Source organism: Priestia flexa, assembly GCF_021441905.1.
GTDB classification, from domain to species: domain Bacteria; phylum Bacillota; class Bacilli; order Bacillales; family Bacillaceae_H; genus Priestia; species Priestia flexa.
The window spans coordinates 3,720,674-3,734,891 of sequence record NZ_CP090431.1 but is presented as its reverse complement, the minus strand read 5'-3'; the positions used below and the strand labels follow the sequence as shown (position 1 = coordinate 3,734,891).

Genomic DNA, 14,218 nt, shown 5'->3' with positions numbered 1-14,218 from the left:
TCCGTTTACGATGAGGCTTTTTTATAATTAGTCTAAGCACTAAATGAAAGTAAGAACAATAATTGGATAGGAAATGAAAGCAGGTGACAACTTGGGGAAAATAGTGGCGGTTGCTAATCAAAAAGGTGGAGTTGGAAAAACGACTACTGCTGTCAATCTAGGTGCATGTTTAGCGCAGCATGGTCAAAAAGTACTGTTAGTAGATGGTGATCCGCAAGGAAACGCAACAAGCGGTGTAGGAATTGAAAAAGCAGATGTAGATGCTTGTGTCTATAATGTTGTTGTAGAAGATATGGATACAAAGCAGGTCATTTGTCCAACAGCTGTTGAAAACTTATCAATTATCCCTGCAACAATTCAATTAGCAGGTGCAGAAATTGAGCTTGTTTCAACTATTTCCAGGGAAGTACGCTTAAAAAGGGCATTAGAAACAGTGAAAGATCAATATGATTATATTATTATTGATTGCCCCCCTTCTTTAGGTTTATTGACATTAAACGCCTTAACAGCAGCAGACTCAGTATTGATTCCTGTTCAGTGTGAATATTATGCGTTAGAAGGTCTAAGTCAGCTACTCAACACAGTAAGATTAGTACAAAAACATTTAAATCATCACCTTCGAATTGAAGGTGTCCTATTAACAATGTTAGATGCACGCACAAATTTAGGACTCCAAGTTACTGCTGAGGTAAAAAAGTATTTCCAAGAACGTGTTTATCAAACGATTATTCCAAGAAATGTTCGTCTTAGTGAAGCACCTAGCCATGGTGCACCAGTTATTTTATATGATGCAAAGTCTAGAGGGGCTGCGGTATACATGGAACTTGCGAAGGAAGTGATATATAATGGCGAAAGGATTAGGTAAAGGGATTAATGCCTTATTTTCAGGGTTAGATACACAAGCTACTGATTCGATTCAGGATATCGATATCAACGAACTAAGGCCAAACCCTTATCAACCGCGTAAAACGTTCCAGCAAGAAGCAATCGAGGAGTTAAAGCAGTCCATTTTACACCATGGCATTCTACAACCGATTGTTGCTAGAAGAAGTATTAAAGGATATGAGATTCTAGCTGGAGAACGTAGATTTAGAGCAGCAAAAGAAGCGAATTTAACAACCGTTCCTGTTATTGTAAAAGATTTTTCGGAAAAGCAAATGATGGAGTTAGCACTGCTTGAGAATCTACAGCGTGAGGACTTAACTCCAATTGAAGAAGCAATGGCCTATCACCTTCTTATTGAAAAACTTGATATGACACAAGAGCAATTAGCAGCTCGCTTAGGAAAAAGTCGACCGCATATTGCGAATTATTTACGCTTGTTACAGCTTCCAGAAGAAGTACAAATGCTCATTTCAAGTAACGAAATTTCAATGGGACACGGCCGTACATTAGCCGGATTAAAAAACAAATCATTACTTCCAAAAGTAATTGAAAAAATAAAAAAAGAGCATTTAAATGTTCGACAATTAGAAGTTTATGTATCACAGCTCAACCAATCTGTTTCACGTGAAACAGATAAAGAAAAAGCTAAAAAAACAAAAGATATTTTTATTAAAGAAAATGAAACAAAGTTGCGAGAAAAGCTAGGTACTCCCGTAAATATTACGAGAAACAAAAAAAAGGGAAAGATTGAAATTGAATTCTTTACTCAAGATGATTTAAATCGTCTATTAGAGTTATTAGAACATATTTCAATTGATCAAGAATAAAAAGGTTGTCCTAATAATTAGGACAACCTTTTTATTTTTCATATTCTAATCGATAGCTATGAGATGACAAGGAAACAGATGGTCCTCTACTGGTTTGGTAAGCATATTGAATACTAGTAGCAATTAGTTCCGCAATGCTCATTACTAAATAAAGCCTTGTATTTTGTAGTACAAAAAACTCCATAAAACCGCTAACATTTACAATCCCAGTCATATGAATATCACCTACAGGAGGTAACTCTTTATTGACGCCTGCCCCAGGCTTTACCGGCCCTATTCCTAATGAAACAGATCCTACGCTCTTCATCCTTCCTAAACAAGCATCAATGCCTATAATAAAAGGATTATCAAATTCTTTCTGAATGATTTTTAAAGTATCTTTTAAATTTACAGCATGAATGGGGTCTTTTAATGTGCCGTATATATGAAAATGAGAAAGGCTTTTTTCTTTTAATTTCGTACCTACTAATGGTCCTAATGAATCTCCAGTTGAGCGGTCTGTTCCGATACAAACAATCACGACCGGTCTAGCAGGATCAGTTGGAAGTAACAGTCCTAGCTGTTTGCTTAATTGTTGAGCAGCAAATTCTTCATCATGGAAAATGCGAATTGAACGTGATGTTTTCTCAAAGAAGGAGGATTTTAGATTCATAGGTTCCACTCCTTATACATAGTAGTAACAGTATACGAAGATTCTTAACATTCTATACATACATTTGGCTTAAAGGAGGAATTTATGTTGAAGCAGGGCTTTAAATGGATGTTTCTTATTTTAGGTACAATTATTGGAGCGGGCTATGCATCTGGAAGAGAACTTTGGCAATTTTTTGGCGAAGAAAGTGGACTGGCTCTGCTTTTGTTTACTGTTATCTTCATTATTTGCTGCAACGTGATTATGAGTATTAGTTTTCAATTGAAAACTAATCAATTTTATCCATTACTTATTGAAGTGTTTGGAAAAAGGTGGGCGTTTCTTTATGATAGCTTAATCATTTTTTACTTATTTTCAACAACAGTTATTATGATTGCAGGTGGAGGTGCTACGTTAGAAACATTTCAGCTTCCTTATTGGTTGGGAATTATGACCTTTAGCTTGTTAATTATTCTTGTGTTTATTAAAGGTATTCAAGGAATGCTTTCGATTAATTCTTACATTATGCCTGTACTCGTTATCGGTTTAATTAGCGTCCTTCTTTTCTTTATTTTAAAAAGTCAGCATGTTTTGGACATTGACTGGCATCATCAGCACAATTGGTCTTCAGGATTTACTTTTACAGCTTTAAATATCCTCCCTCTCGTTGCAGTTCTCACAACCATTGGAAATGAGATTAAAACAAAAGTAGAGATTCATATCGCTTCCATTGGAAGTGGTTTGTTAATTGGTGTTTTATCCTTTGTTTATAATGAATCACTTTTACAGGTTTCAGATTTGTTACCAGATTACGAAATTCCGTTATTTGCTATAATGAAAAGTTTCCCGTTTTTTATGCTAATCATTATGAGTGTATTATTATTAGTTGCTATCTATACAACAGCGGTATCGGGGATACTAGGTTTAACAACTAGGTTTCGTAGGAGTGAAAATACTGCGTTATGGAAAATGGCAATTATATTTGTCATCATTATGATTCCATTTACAAAGCTAGGTTTTTCTAAGTTAATTGCTGTTCTATACCCGTTATATGGTATGGTTAATCTATTCTTATTAGCGGCTTTACTAATTTATCCGATACGAAATATCTACAAAAATTAAATAAAACTTGCTAAAATAAACTAAAATATTATGACAATCATGAGAATGGGAGCTTGCAACATGGAATCAATTCAAGCTTTTTTTAAAACAGCTTTTCAAACGTTCTTTAAAGAAGAAACGTGGGCTAACATAGGTATAGGTTTTATTAAAGTAGTACTCATTATTATTGTTTCAATGCTGTTAATTCGATTTGGGAAAATGTTTTTAAACAAAATGATAGAGGTTCGGACAAAGAGCCCACTGCGTATTTCAGAACGAAGAGAAGCAACGCTAGTACGTTTAATTCAAAATGTATTTACGTATGCGGTATACTTTATTGCGCTTGTCATGATTTTAGAAACGATGACAATCGAGGTAAAAGGACTATTAGCAGGAGCTGGAATCGTTGGTTTAGCAGTAGGATTTGGTGCTCAAAATCTAGTAAAGGATGTTATTACAGGCTTCTTTATTATATTTGAAGATCAGTTCTCTGTAGGAGATTATGTACGAATCGGTGCATTTGAAGGCACTGTCGAAGAAATTGGTTTGCGGACAACTAAAATTAAAAGTTGGACAGGAGAAATTAATATCTTGCCTAATGGAAGCATTATAGAAGTGACAAACTTTTCGCTGCATAATAGTATCGCATTTGTGGATGTTAGTATCTCATATGAGGAAGATATTCAAAAAGCAGAAAAAATTATTCTGGAGTTATTAGAAGAATTGCCTGGGAAATATGAAGATATGGTAAAAACACCAGAATTACTAGGAGTTCAAACAATGCAAGCAAATGAAGTCGTTATGCGTATTACAAGTGAAGTGAAGCCGATGAGACATTTTCACATTTCACGTATGATTCGTAAAGAAGTAAGAATGAGATTAAACGAATATGGTATTGAAGTTCCTTTTGCGAAGATGATTATGTATAATCGTGGTGAAGATCAAAAAAGTGTATTAAATCATCGAGAAAATCAAGGAGGTCACAGTAATTGAATCAAAAAGAATTTGGTTTAAATGACATTGTAGAAATGAAAAAGCCCCACCCTTGTGGAGAGAATAGATGGAAAATAATTCGAATGGGAATGGATGTTCGAATTAAATGCGAAGGCTGTGGTCATAGTGTCATGATTCCTCGTAAGGATTTTGCTCGAAAAATGAAAAAGATTTTAGTAAAGCATGAAGAATAACTGAAAAAGTAATTCATATAAATGAAGGATTAGGACACGCTTTTCCAGTCAATAAAGCTTGTGTTTTCAAATGTGAATTACTATAATTGTGAAAGGTTAACTGGTTTTCGGTTATATAAAAGAGGAGTGAATAATCATATGGCTTTAACAGCTGGAATTGTTGGTCTTCCGAACGTTGGAAAATCAACTTTATTTAATGCAATTACACAAGCGGGAGCAGAATCTGCTAACTACCCTTTCTGTACAATTGATCCGAACGTTGGGATTGTAGAAGTTCCTGACGAGCGTTTAGATAAACTTACTGAGCTTGTAAAACCTAAAAAGACAGTTCCAACAGCATTTGAATTTACAGATATTGCCGGAATTGTAAAAGGTGCGAGTAAAGGCGAAGGATTAGGAAATAAATTTTTATCTCACATTCGTGAAGTAGATGCGATTTGTCACGTAGTACGTTGTTTTGAAGACGAGAATATTACTCACGTTTCAGGGAAAGTAGATCCTATTTCAGATATTGAGACAATTAATTTAGAGTTAATTCTAGCTGATTTAGAAACGGTGGACAAGCGAATTGGTCGCGTTCAAAAGATGGCAAAGCAAAAAGATAAAGAAGCGATGTATGAGTATGAAATCTTAGAAAAGTTAAAAGAAGCTTTTGAAGCTGGACAACCTGCTCGCTCTGTTTCATTTACTGATGAGCAATTAAAGCTTGCTAAGCAGCTACACCTTTTAACAATTAAACCAATTCTGTATGTAGCGAACGTATCAGAAGATGAGGTAGCGGATGCATCATCAAATCAATATGTAGCGAAAGTACGTGAATACGCGAAAGAAGAAGGCGCAGAAGTAATTGTAGTTTGTGCTCGTATTGAATCTGAAATTGTTGAGCTTGAAGGTGAAGAAAAGGAAATGTTCCTTGAAGAGCTTGGAATTGAGCAATCAGGTTTAGACCAATTAATTCGTGCCACTTATGATTTATTAGGCCTTGCAACATACTTCACAGCTGGTGAGCAAGAAGTACGCGCATGGACATTCAAAACAGGCATGAAGGCACCTGAATGTGCTGGTATCATTCATACAGACTTTGAGCGTGGGTTCATCCGTGCTGAAACAGTATCTTATGAGGATTTACTAGCAGCTGGAACAATGGGAGCTGCACGTGAAGCGGGAAAAGTTCGTCTTGAAGGAAAAGAATACATCGTTAAAGATGGCGATGTTATGCACTTTAGATTTAACGTATAAAAAAGTACGGCTCTAGGCCGTGCTTTTTTTCTTTTGAATGAAACTCTTTTAATATCATTGCGTTTCGAAAGTTCACATGATATAATTTTAAATTGTGAGTAATATAATTATTGCTCCTTGCCCGTTTAGGGCCGTTAGACCAAAAGGAGGTGACAGTGATGAGAAAGTATGAAGTAATGTACATCATCCGTCCAAACATTGATGACGAAGCAAAAAAAGCATTAGTTGAACGCTTTAACGGTGTTTTAACTGACAATGGTGCAGAAGTTGCAAACGTTAAAGAATGGGGTAAACGTCGTTTAGCTTATGAAATCAACGATTTCCGCGATGGTTACTACATGATTCTTGACGTGGCAGCGACTTCAGAAGCAGTTTCTGAGTTTGATCGTCTTGCTAAGATCAACGAAGACATTATCCGTCATATCGTTGTTAAACAAGAAGCTTAATTTTTCGTTTAAATAAATAGTTTTTTCCTTAAGGAGTGGTTCTGATGATGAATCGCGTAATTCTCGTAGGACGCTTGACGAAAGATCCTGAATTACGTTATACCCCCAATGGAGCTGCAGTTGCAACATTCACGCTAGCAGTAAACCGCGCATTTACAAATCAACAGGGTGAACGTGAGGCAGACTTTATTAACTGTGTCGTATGGCGTCGTCCTGCTGAAAATGTAGCAAACTTTTTGAAAAAAGGTAGTTTAGCTGGTGTTGATGGACGTTTGCAATCTCGTAGTTATGAAGGACAAGACGGTCGTCGAGTTTATGTAACAGAGGTTGTGGCAGAAAGTGTGCAATTCTTAGAACCAAAAAGTGGTGGCGGGGATATGCAACGCAATAACTTTGCTAACACTGGTGGATCTGGACAAGGCTCTCCATTTGGAGATAATCAGAACCGTAACTCAGGTAATCAAGGTTATACTCGCGTTGATAATGATCCATTTGCAAATAATGGTGAAACAATCGACATCTCTGATGATGACTTACCATTCTAAAAAGTGATAAGTGCGAAGTATACAATCGGATAGAGTTTAAAAGGGAAGGAGGCGTATTTCAATGGCAGGTGGACGTAAAGGTGGACGTAACAGACGTCGTAAAGTTTGTTTCTTCACAGCAAACGGCATCACTCACATCGACTACAAAGATGTAGATATGCTTAAAAAATTCGTTTCAGAGCGTGGTAAAATTTTACCTCGTCGTGTAACTGGAACAAGCGCTAAATACCAACGTAAATTAACGATCGCTATCAAACGCGCTCGTCAAATGGCATTATTACCATATGTTTCAGGTGAATAATGAATATAAAAAGAGACAGTGAGGACTTCCTTGCTGTCTCTTTTTACATCTAAATAGATAAACTGGTGAAATAGTTGCTTCTCTTGTATTGAATCGATACAATAAGTAATAGTTTATACAATACGAGGTGAAGTTGTGAAAGGGATTCGTTATATTACCGAAGGAGCAGCACTTTTAGCCCTTTTTGTAGCGCTGTTGTTGTTTCTCCTATACATACCGGTTATTGGTGGGTTTTTAACTCTTGCTCTTGCTGTACCGTTTATTGTTTATACAGTTAGACATGGTGTAAAAAGATCTATTCTGTTTTTTATTGTATCTTTATTGTTAACATTATTATTTGGGACAGTTGTAACATTACCAGCAACAATGGTTTTTGGTATAAGCGGTATTGTAATTGGCTACTTGTATCAACAGAAAAAAGCGCGATACAGCGTATTGTTAGGTGGAACCATTGCTTTTAGCCTTGCATTTTTGCTAATGTTTGTGCTATCAAGTTTGCTTATGAATGTTAACTTAATTAGTGAAATGAACAATGCGTTGAATCAGTCAATTGATCAAAGCGTTGATATGATGAAAAGTTTAGGACAAACCGTTACAGATGAACAGATTCAACAGTTGGAACAAACCATTACAACTTTTAAATATTTACTTCCACTGTTTATTGTCATGTTGGGGGTTGTTTGTGCCTTCTTTTCTCAGTTAATCGCTGCATCTGTATTAAAGCGTTTGAAGCATGATATTGAATCATTTCCACCATTTCGTGAACTGCAATTACCTAAAAGTGTAATTTGGTACTATTTAATTGTATTAATTTTATCATTTCCTTCATTTAATTTTGAAGAGGGATCATTTATGTTTATCGCCATCTTAAATTTAGCGATGGCCTTGCAAATGTTAGTCATGTTACAAGGATTTTCTTTTATCTTTTACTTTTCATATCAAAAAGGTTATTCGAAAGCAATTCCAGTGGTTGTAACAATTTTGGCATTTATTCTGCCGATTCTCCTTCAATTTGTACGTATCTTAGGTATAATTGATTTAGGATTTAATTTACGCAAGCGTATCGGGAATGTCGATAAATAAAAGTTAATGTGGAACTTAAAGATTAGGAGCTGAAACAGATGCCTGTCTTTACAAAGAAAAATATCATTCGTTATCCATTTTATTTACTGTACAGTATTGCTCTTATTTTAGTAGGAGTAGTGACATATCATAACTGGATGATTGGGGTAGGGGGATTTGTTCTTTTACTTATCACCTTGCTGCTATTTATTAAAATGGAGCGAATGTTAGTAGACGAGCTTGAAAAATATATCTCAATGATTTCTCACCGAGTAAAAAAGGTGGGAGAAGAGGCATTGATGGAGATGCCTATTGGGATTATGTTGTTTAATGATGAATATCAAATTCAATGGACTAACCCTTTCTTAGCTTCTTGTTTCGATGAGGATTCATTAGTAGGACGTTCTTTATATGATGTAGCCGAAAGTGTTGTTCCGTTAATTAAACAAGAAGTTGAGACAGAAGTAGTCACTTTGCATGAAAGAAAATTTAAAGTAATTATCAAAAGAGAAGAACGTCTACTTTACTTTTTCGATGTTACAGAGCAGATTGAAATCGAAAAATTGTATGCTGATGAGAGAACCAGCATTGGTATTATTTTCTTAGATAACTATGATGAGCTTACACAAGGAATGGATGACCAAGTGAAAAGTAACTTGAATAGCCAAGTTACTTCTCTGCTTAATCATTGGGCTCAAGAATATGGTATCTTTATCAAGCGTACATCTTCTGAGAAGTTTATTGCAATCATGAATGAGCAAACGTTACTTCATCTTGAACGCAGTAAGTTTTCAATTTTAGATCAAGTGCGTGAAGAAACATCCAAACAGAATATACCGCTTACACTAAGCGTGGGAATCGGCACTGGAACCTCTCCATTACCTGAATTAGGTGCATTAGCCCAATCCAGCCTTGATTTAGCATTAGGACGTGGTGGGGATCAGGTAGCGATTAAGCAACCAAATGGTAAAGTTAAGTTTTATGGTGGTAAAACAAATCCAATGGAAAAGCGTACGAGAGTACGTGCACGCGTCATTTCTCATGCCTTAAAAGAGCTTATCACGGAAAGTGGTCAGGTTATTATTATGGGCCATAAATATCCAGATATGGATGCGATAGGCGCTGCGATTGGTATTTTAAAAGTAGCACAAGTAAATCAAAAAGATGGATTTATCGTTTTAGATCCTCAACATATTGACACTGGTGTAAAGAGGCTTCTAGAAGAGATTAAGAAAAATCCGGATCTTTGGGAACGATTCATTACCCCTGATGAGGCGCTTAATCTGGTGAGTGACGATACGCTACTTGTCGTCGTCGATACTCATAAGCCTTCGCTTGTAATTGAAGAACGATTATTAAATCGGGTTGAAAACGTTGTGGTCATTGATCACCACAGACGAGGTGAGGACTTTATTGAAGATCCCTTACTCGTATATATGGAACCATATGCTTCCTCTACTGCAGAGCTAGTGACAGAGCTGTTAGAATATCAGCCTAAGCGTTTTAAAATTGATATGCTAGAAGCAACTGCTTTATTGGCAGGGATTATTGTAGATACGAAAAGTTTTACGCTTAGAACCGGTTCTCGAACGTTTGATGCTGCGTCCTTTTTAAGGTCTCAAGGGGCTGACACAGTCCTTGTTCAAAAATTCCTTAAAGAAGACATTAATCAATATGTGCAAAGAGCTCGTTTTATCGAGCATGCGGAAATTTATAAAGCAGGGATTGCTATCTCAAGAGCAGATGAAGCCGAAACGTATGATCAAGTGTTGATTGCACAAGCTGCTGATACGTTATTATCGATTAGCGGAGTTGTCGCTTCATTTGTTATTTCAAAAAGAAGAGATCAGCTTGTTGGAATCAGTGCTCGCTCGCTAGGTGATATCAACGTTCAGGTAATTATGGAAAGCTTGCAAGGCGGCGGTCATTTAACTAATGCAGCTACTCAGTTACAAAACATGACGTTAGATCAAGCAGAAGAGCTACTAAAACAAGCAATTGATGAATACTTGGATGGAGGGAAAAAGTCATGAAAGTAATTTTCTTAAAAGATGTAAAAGGAAAAGGTAAAAAAGGAGAGGTTAAAAACGTAGCCGATGGTTATGCACATAACTTCTTATTGAAAAATGGATATGCTGTTGAAGCAACAGGTGGTAATGTAAAAGTATTAGATGCTCAAAAGAAAAAAGAGCAAAAAGAAGCTGCTCAAGAGCTAGAAAATTGTAAAGAGCTAAAGAACACGCTCGAATCTTTGACAGTAGAATTAAAAGCTAAATCAGGTGAAGGCGGCCGTTTATTTGGTTCTATTACAAGCAAGCAAATTGCAGAAGAGCTAAAGAAAAAGCATAATATCAAAATTGATAAGCGTAAAATTGAGCTAGATGATGCAATTCGTGCGCTTGGCTATACAAATGTACCTGTGAAATTACACCCAGAAGTAACGGCTACAGTTAAGGTTCATGTAACAGAACAAAACTAATGGTAAGCGAGATTAGTCTATAAATAGTAGGGTTAAAATAAGAATAAATCAAACGTTGGCGCGAAGAATTTCGCGCCAACATTTGCGATAATCGAAAAAACGATAGAGGGGCATAGAAACTATGAATGATCTTTTTGCTGATCGTCTACCGCCTCAAAATATCGAAGCTGAGCAGGCGGTATTAGGGGCAATTTTCCTAGAGCCATCTTCTTTAACATTAGCGTCTGAATTATTAATTCCAGAAGACTTTTATCGAGCAGCTCACCAAAAGATTTTTACGTGTATGCTAAAACTTTCAGATCAAGGTGAACCAGTTGACTTAGTTACGGTTACATCAGATTTAGCAAATCAAAAAATCTTAGAAGAAATAGGCGGAGTGGCGTATCTAAGTGATTTAGCTAATTCCGTACCAACAGCTGCTAACATTGAATATTATGCGAAAATTGTAGAGGAAAAATCTATTCTTCGCAGGCTTATTCGAACGGCTACTGATATTGCTTCAGAAGGTTATGCGAGAGAAGATGAAGTCGAAGTCTTATTAAATGAAGCGGAAAAAAATATTTTAGAAGTAGCACAGCGTAAAAATACGGGCGTGTTTCAAAATATTAAAGATGTTTTGGTGCAAACTTATGACAACATCGAAGTTCTTCACAATCGTAAAGGTGATATTACAGGCATTCCAACAGGATTTACGGATTTAGATCATATGACTGCTGGATTCCAGCGAAATGACCTAATTATTGTTGCTGCACGTCCATCAGTAGGTAAAACAGCGTTTGCATTGAATATCGCACAAAACGTAGCAACCAAGACAGATGAAAATGTAGCGATTTTCAGTTTGGAGATGGGAGCGGAGCAGCTTGTCATGAGGATGCTTTGTGCTGAAGGTAATATTGATGCACAAAGACTAAGAACAGGATCCTTAACATCAGAGGATTGGGGAAAGCTAACCATGGCGATGGGTTCTTTATCTAATGCTGGTATTTATATAGATGATACGCCAGGTGTACGCGTAGGAGAAATCCGTTCAAAATGTAGACGTCTGAAGCAAGAAGGCGGTCTAGGAATGATTTTAATTGATTATCTACAGTTAATTCAAGGGAACGGTCGAAGCGGCGAGAATCGTCAACAAGAAGTATCAGAGATCTCTCGCTCGTTAAAAGCATTAGCACGTGAACTTCAGGTTCCTGTTATTGCATTATCTCAGCTTTCCCGTGGGGTTGAGCAACGTCAAGATAAAAGGCCAATGATGTCCGATATTCGTGAATCAGGGAGTATCGAACAAGATGCCGATATTGTAGCCTTTTTATATCGTGAAGACTACTATGAGAAAGATACTGAAAATCAGAACATCATTGAAATCATTATTGCTAAGCAGCGTAACGGTCCAGTTGGAACGGTTCAATTAGCTTTTGTGAAGGAATATAATAAGTTCGTAAACTTAGAAAGACGCTTTGATGATTCGGGTGTACCACCAGGTGCATAAACCTCTCAATCCGAGAGGTTTTTTTGTTTATATTAGTATATGTTCGGTAAAAAGCAGTATATTATCTTTGATTTAGATTAAATAGTTCGGATTTACATTGACTTTACTATAATAAATTGATACACTTATTTACGGTTAAATTATGTCGTAGTAGGCTGTTGCTTACTAAGCGGAGGTGCTTAAGATATGTCTTCAGTTGTTGTAGTAGGAACACAATGGGGAGATGAAGGAAAAGGGAAGATTACAGACTTCCTATCAGAAAATGCAGAAGTAATTGCACGTTACCAAGGTGGAAACAATGCTGGTCATACGATTAAGTTTAATGGTGAAACGTACAAATTACATTTAATTCCTTCAGGGATTTTTTACGATGATAAAATTTGTGTAATTGGAAATGGTATGGTTGTAGATCCAAAAGCACTTGTTCAAGAATTAAAATATTTACACGATCGTAATGTAACAACAGATAACTTACGTATTAGTAACCGTGCGCATGTTATTTTACCTTACCACTTAAAATTAGATGAGGTAGAAGAAGAGCGTAAAGGTGATAATAAAATTGGAACAACAAAAAAAGGAATTGGTCCAGCATATATGGATAAAGCTGCACGTGTAGGTATCCGTATTGCAGATTTATTAGACCGTGAAGTGTTTGAAGCAAAATTAACACAAAACTTAGCTGAAAAAAATCGTCTTCTTGAAAGAATGTATGAAGTAGAAGGCTTTAAATTAGAAGATATCTTAGATGAATACTACGAATATGGTCAGCAGGTAGCAAAATATGTTGTTGATACATCCGTTGTATTAAATGATGCTCTAGACGAAGGTCGTCGCGTATTATTTGAAGGTGCACAAGGTGTTATGTTAGATATCGATCAAGGAACATATCCGTTTGTAACATCTTCTAACCCTGTTGCTGGTGGTGTAACAATCGGTTCAGGTGTAGGGCCTTCAAAAATCAAGCACGTAGTAGGTGTTTCAAAAGCATACACAACTCGTGTTGGTGACGGTCCATTCCCAACAGAACTAACAAACGAAATTGGTGATCAAATTCGTGAAGTAGGTCGTGAATACGGAACAACAACGGGTCGTCCACGTCGCGTTGGTTGGTTTGACAGCGTAGTTGTTCGTCACGCACGTCGCGTAAGTGGTATTACAGATTTATCATTAAACTCAATCGATGTTTTAACAGGAATTGAAAAATTGAAAATCTGTGTAGCATATCGCTATGAAGGTAAAATTGTTGAGGAATTCCCAGCTAGCTTAAACGTTTTAGCTAAATGTGAGCCTGTTTATGAAGAGCTTCCAGGTTGGACGGAAGATATCACAGGTGTGAAATCTTTAGATGAATTACCTGAGAACGCACGTCATTACTTAGAGCGTGTTTCACAATTAACTGGTATTCCATTATCTATTTTCTCAGTGGGACCAGATCGCAAACAAACAAACGTATTACGCGGAGTTTATAGCTAATACTTTTAAAAAAAACCAACGTTTAGTTTTTTAAACGTTGGTTTTTTATATTGAATTCATTTTTTAAAAATATTTTTCTAAAAAAACTATTGCATTCAGTGTTTAAATCATGTTATTATTATACATGTCGCTGATATTCATAGTATGAGCCATTAGCTCAGTTGGTAGAGCATCTGACTTTTAATCAGAGGGTCGAAGGTTCGAGTCCTTCATGGCTCACTTTTGTTACTATGGCCCGTTGGTCAAGCGGTTAAGACACCGCCCTTTCACGGCGGTAACACGGGTTCGAATCCCGTACGGGTCATTTTTATTACATATTATAAGCTGAGGGTCCCGTGGTGTAGCGGTTAACATGCCTGCCTGTCACGCAGGAGATCGCGGGTTCGATTCCCGTCGGGACCGCCATTTGATAATGGCTCGGTAGCTCAGTTGGTAGAGCAAAGGACTGAAAATCCTTGTGTCGGCGGTTCGATTCCGTCCCGAGCCATAAAAAGCATGACTTTTAAAAGTCATGCTTTTTTGTTTGTATATGGTTGAAAATTAATGAGGTTATTGT

15 protein-coding genes and 4 tRNA genes are annotated in these 14,218 nt (G+C 36.7%); 18 read left to right on the top strand and 1 reads right to left on the bottom strand.

Translation table 11 applies throughout. The features are described 5' to 3' along the window. Window positions 1-91 precede the first annotated feature (91 nt). Together LZP85_RS19205 and LZP85_RS19200 are read left to right on the top strand one after the other, a co-directional pair. Window positions 92-865, top strand: a complete 774-nt coding sequence (locus LZP85_RS19205; RefSeq protein WP_061785897.1) for a ParA family protein — start codon at window positions 92-94, stop codon at window positions 863-865. Beyond that, on the top strand, window positions 846-1,712 hold the full coding sequence (locus tag LZP85_RS19200) for a ParB/RepB/Spo0J family partition protein (protein ID WP_119542882.1): 867 nt from the start codon (window positions 846-848) through the stop codon (window positions 1,710-1,712). The genes LZP85_RS19205 and LZP85_RS19200 overlap by 20 nt, the downstream gene beginning before the upstream one ends. Before the next feature lie 31 nt (window positions 1,713-1,743). Here LZP85_RS19200 and yyaC read toward each other — a convergent pair whose 3' ends face one another. Then, window positions 1,744-2,364, bottom strand: coding sequence for a spore protease YyaC (yyaC, locus tag LZP85_RS19195; RefSeq protein ID WP_119542883.1), 621 nt, complete (start codon window positions 2,362-2,364; stop codon window positions 1,744-1,746). Between the two features lie 84 nt (window positions 2,365-2,448). Here yyaC and LZP85_RS19190 point away from each other — a divergent pair, with 84 nt between their 5' ends. From LZP85_RS19190 to LZP85_RS19115, 16 genes are all read left to right on the top strand, one after another. Continuing rightward, a complete protein-coding gene (locus LZP85_RS19190) occupies window positions 2,449-3,465 on the top strand; it encodes a YkvI family membrane protein (protein ID WP_119542884.1) in 1,017 nt (338 codons plus the stop codon). Between the two features lie 60 nt (window positions 3,466-3,525). Next, on the top strand, window positions 3,526-4,437 hold the full coding sequence (locus tag LZP85_RS19185) for a mechanosensitive ion channel family protein (RefSeq protein ID WP_206833320.1): 912 nt from the start codon (window positions 3,526-3,528) through the stop codon (window positions 4,435-4,437). Beyond that, entirely contained in the window at window positions 4,434-4,631 is a 198-nt protein-coding gene (locus LZP85_RS19180) for a DUF951 domain-containing protein (RefSeq protein WP_025907883.1), read from the top strand. The genes LZP85_RS19185 and LZP85_RS19180 overlap by 4 nt, the downstream gene beginning before the upstream one ends. Before the next feature lie 138 nt (window positions 4,632-4,769). Continuing rightward, window positions 4,770-5,870 carry a redox-regulated ATPase YchF gene (gene ychF / locus LZP85_RS19175; RefSeq protein ID WP_025907884.1) on the top strand — a complete coding sequence of 367 codons (1,101 nt, stop codon included), beginning with the start codon at window positions 4,770-4,772 and terminating at the stop codon, window positions 5,868-5,870. 158 nt (window positions 5,871-6,028) lie between these two features. Beyond that, window positions 6,029-6,316, top strand: coding sequence for a 30S ribosomal protein S6 (rpsF, locus tag LZP85_RS19170; RefSeq protein WP_025907885.1), 288 nt, complete (start codon window positions 6,029-6,031; stop codon window positions 6,314-6,316). 44 nt (window positions 6,317-6,360) lie between these two features. Next, on the top strand, window positions 6,361-6,861 hold the full coding sequence (gene ssb, locus LZP85_RS19165) for a single-stranded DNA-binding protein (protein ID WP_025907886.1): 501 nt from the start codon (window positions 6,361-6,363) through the stop codon (window positions 6,859-6,861). 61 nt (window positions 6,862-6,922) lie between these two features. Next, window positions 6,923-7,162, top strand: coding sequence for a 30S ribosomal protein S18 (gene rpsR, locus LZP85_RS19160; RefSeq protein ID WP_013059913.1), 240 nt, complete (start codon window positions 6,923-6,925; stop codon window positions 7,160-7,162). A 135-nt stretch (window positions 7,163-7,297) separates the two neighbouring features. Continuing rightward, window positions 7,298-8,245, top strand: a complete 948-nt coding sequence (locus LZP85_RS19155) for a YybS family protein (RefSeq protein ID WP_226639115.1) — start codon at window positions 7,298-7,300, stop codon at window positions 8,243-8,245. Between the two features lie 38 nt (window positions 8,246-8,283). Further along, window positions 8,284-10,257 carry a DHH family phosphoesterase gene (locus tag LZP85_RS19150; protein ID WP_119542886.1) on the top strand — a complete coding sequence of 658 codons (1,974 nt, stop codon included), beginning with the start codon at window positions 8,284-8,286 and terminating at the stop codon, window positions 10,255-10,257. After that, entirely contained in the window at window positions 10,254-10,703 is a 450-nt protein-coding gene (gene rplI, locus LZP85_RS19145; RefSeq protein WP_025907889.1) for a 50S ribosomal protein L9, read from the top strand. Before LZP85_RS19150 ends, rplI begins: the two co-directional genes overlap by 4 nt. A gap of 121 nt (window positions 10,704-10,824) precedes the next feature. Beyond that, window positions 10,825-12,189, top strand: coding sequence for a replicative DNA helicase (dnaB, locus tag LZP85_RS19140; protein WP_025907890.1), 1,365 nt, complete (start codon window positions 10,825-10,827; stop codon window positions 12,187-12,189). Window positions 12,190-12,375: 186 nt separating this feature from the next. Next, entirely contained in the window at window positions 12,376-13,662 is a 1,287-nt protein-coding gene (locus LZP85_RS19135) for an adenylosuccinate synthase (RefSeq protein WP_119542887.1), read from the top strand. 146 nt (window positions 13,663-13,808) lie between these two features. Next, window positions 13,809-13,881, top strand: a tRNA-Lys gene (locus LZP85_RS19130). A gap of 13 nt (window positions 13,882-13,894) precedes the next feature. Continuing rightward, window positions 13,895-13,966: transfer RNA gene (locus tag LZP85_RS19125), tRNA-Glu, on the top strand. A gap of 25 nt (window positions 13,967-13,991) precedes the next feature. Next, window positions 13,992-14,067: transfer RNA gene (locus LZP85_RS19120), tRNA-Asp, on the top strand. A 9-nt stretch (window positions 14,068-14,076) separates the two neighbouring features. Next, window positions 14,077-14,149: transfer RNA gene (locus tag LZP85_RS19115), tRNA-Phe, on the top strand. Window positions 14,150-14,218: the final 69 nt, after the last annotated feature.

What these genes read in the sequence shown, in the direction of transcription:
- yyaC (WP_119542883.1), bottom strand. Translation starts at nt 2,364, where the DNA reads ATGAATCTAAAATCCTCCTTCTTTGAGAAAACATCACGTTCAATTCGC.
- LZP85_RS19135 (WP_119542887.1), top strand. Translation starts at nt 12,376, where the DNA reads ATGTCTTCAGTTGTTGTAGTAGGAACACAATGGGGAGATGAAGGAAAA.
- LZP85_RS19200 (WP_119542882.1), top strand. Translation starts at nt 846, where the DNA reads ATGGCGAAAGGATTAGGTAAAGGGATTAATGCCTTATTTTCAGGGTTA.
- LZP85_RS19150 (WP_119542886.1), top strand. Translation starts at nt 8,284, where the DNA reads ATGCCTGTCTTTACAAAGAAAAATATCATTCGTTATCCATTTTATTTA.
- ssb (WP_025907886.1), top strand. Translation starts at nt 6,361, where the DNA reads ATGATGAATCGCGTAATTCTCGTAGGACGCTTGACGAAAGATCCTGAA.
- rplI (WP_025907889.1), top strand. Translation starts at nt 10,254, where the DNA reads ATGAAAGTAATTTTCTTAAAAGATGTAAAAGGAAAAGGTAAAAAAGGA.
- LZP85_RS19185 (WP_206833320.1), top strand. Translation starts at nt 3,526, where the DNA reads ATGGAATCAATTCAAGCTTTTTTTAAAACAGCTTTTCAAACGTTCTTT.
- rpsR (WP_013059913.1), top strand. Translation starts at nt 6,923, where the DNA reads ATGGCAGGTGGACGTAAAGGTGGACGTAACAGACGTCGTAAAGTTTGT.
- rpsF (WP_025907885.1), top strand. Translation starts at nt 6,029, where the DNA reads ATGAGAAAGTATGAAGTAATGTACATCATCCGTCCAAACATTGATGAC.
- dnaB (WP_025907890.1), top strand. Translation starts at nt 10,825, where the DNA reads ATGAATGATCTTTTTGCTGATCGTCTACCGCCTCAAAATATCGAAGCT.
- ychF (WP_025907884.1), top strand. Translation starts at nt 4,770, where the DNA reads ATGGCTTTAACAGCTGGAATTGTTGGTCTTCCGAACGTTGGAAAATCA.
- LZP85_RS19190 (WP_119542884.1), top strand. Translation starts at nt 2,449, where the DNA reads ATGTTGAAGCAGGGCTTTAAATGGATGTTTCTTATTTTAGGTACAATT.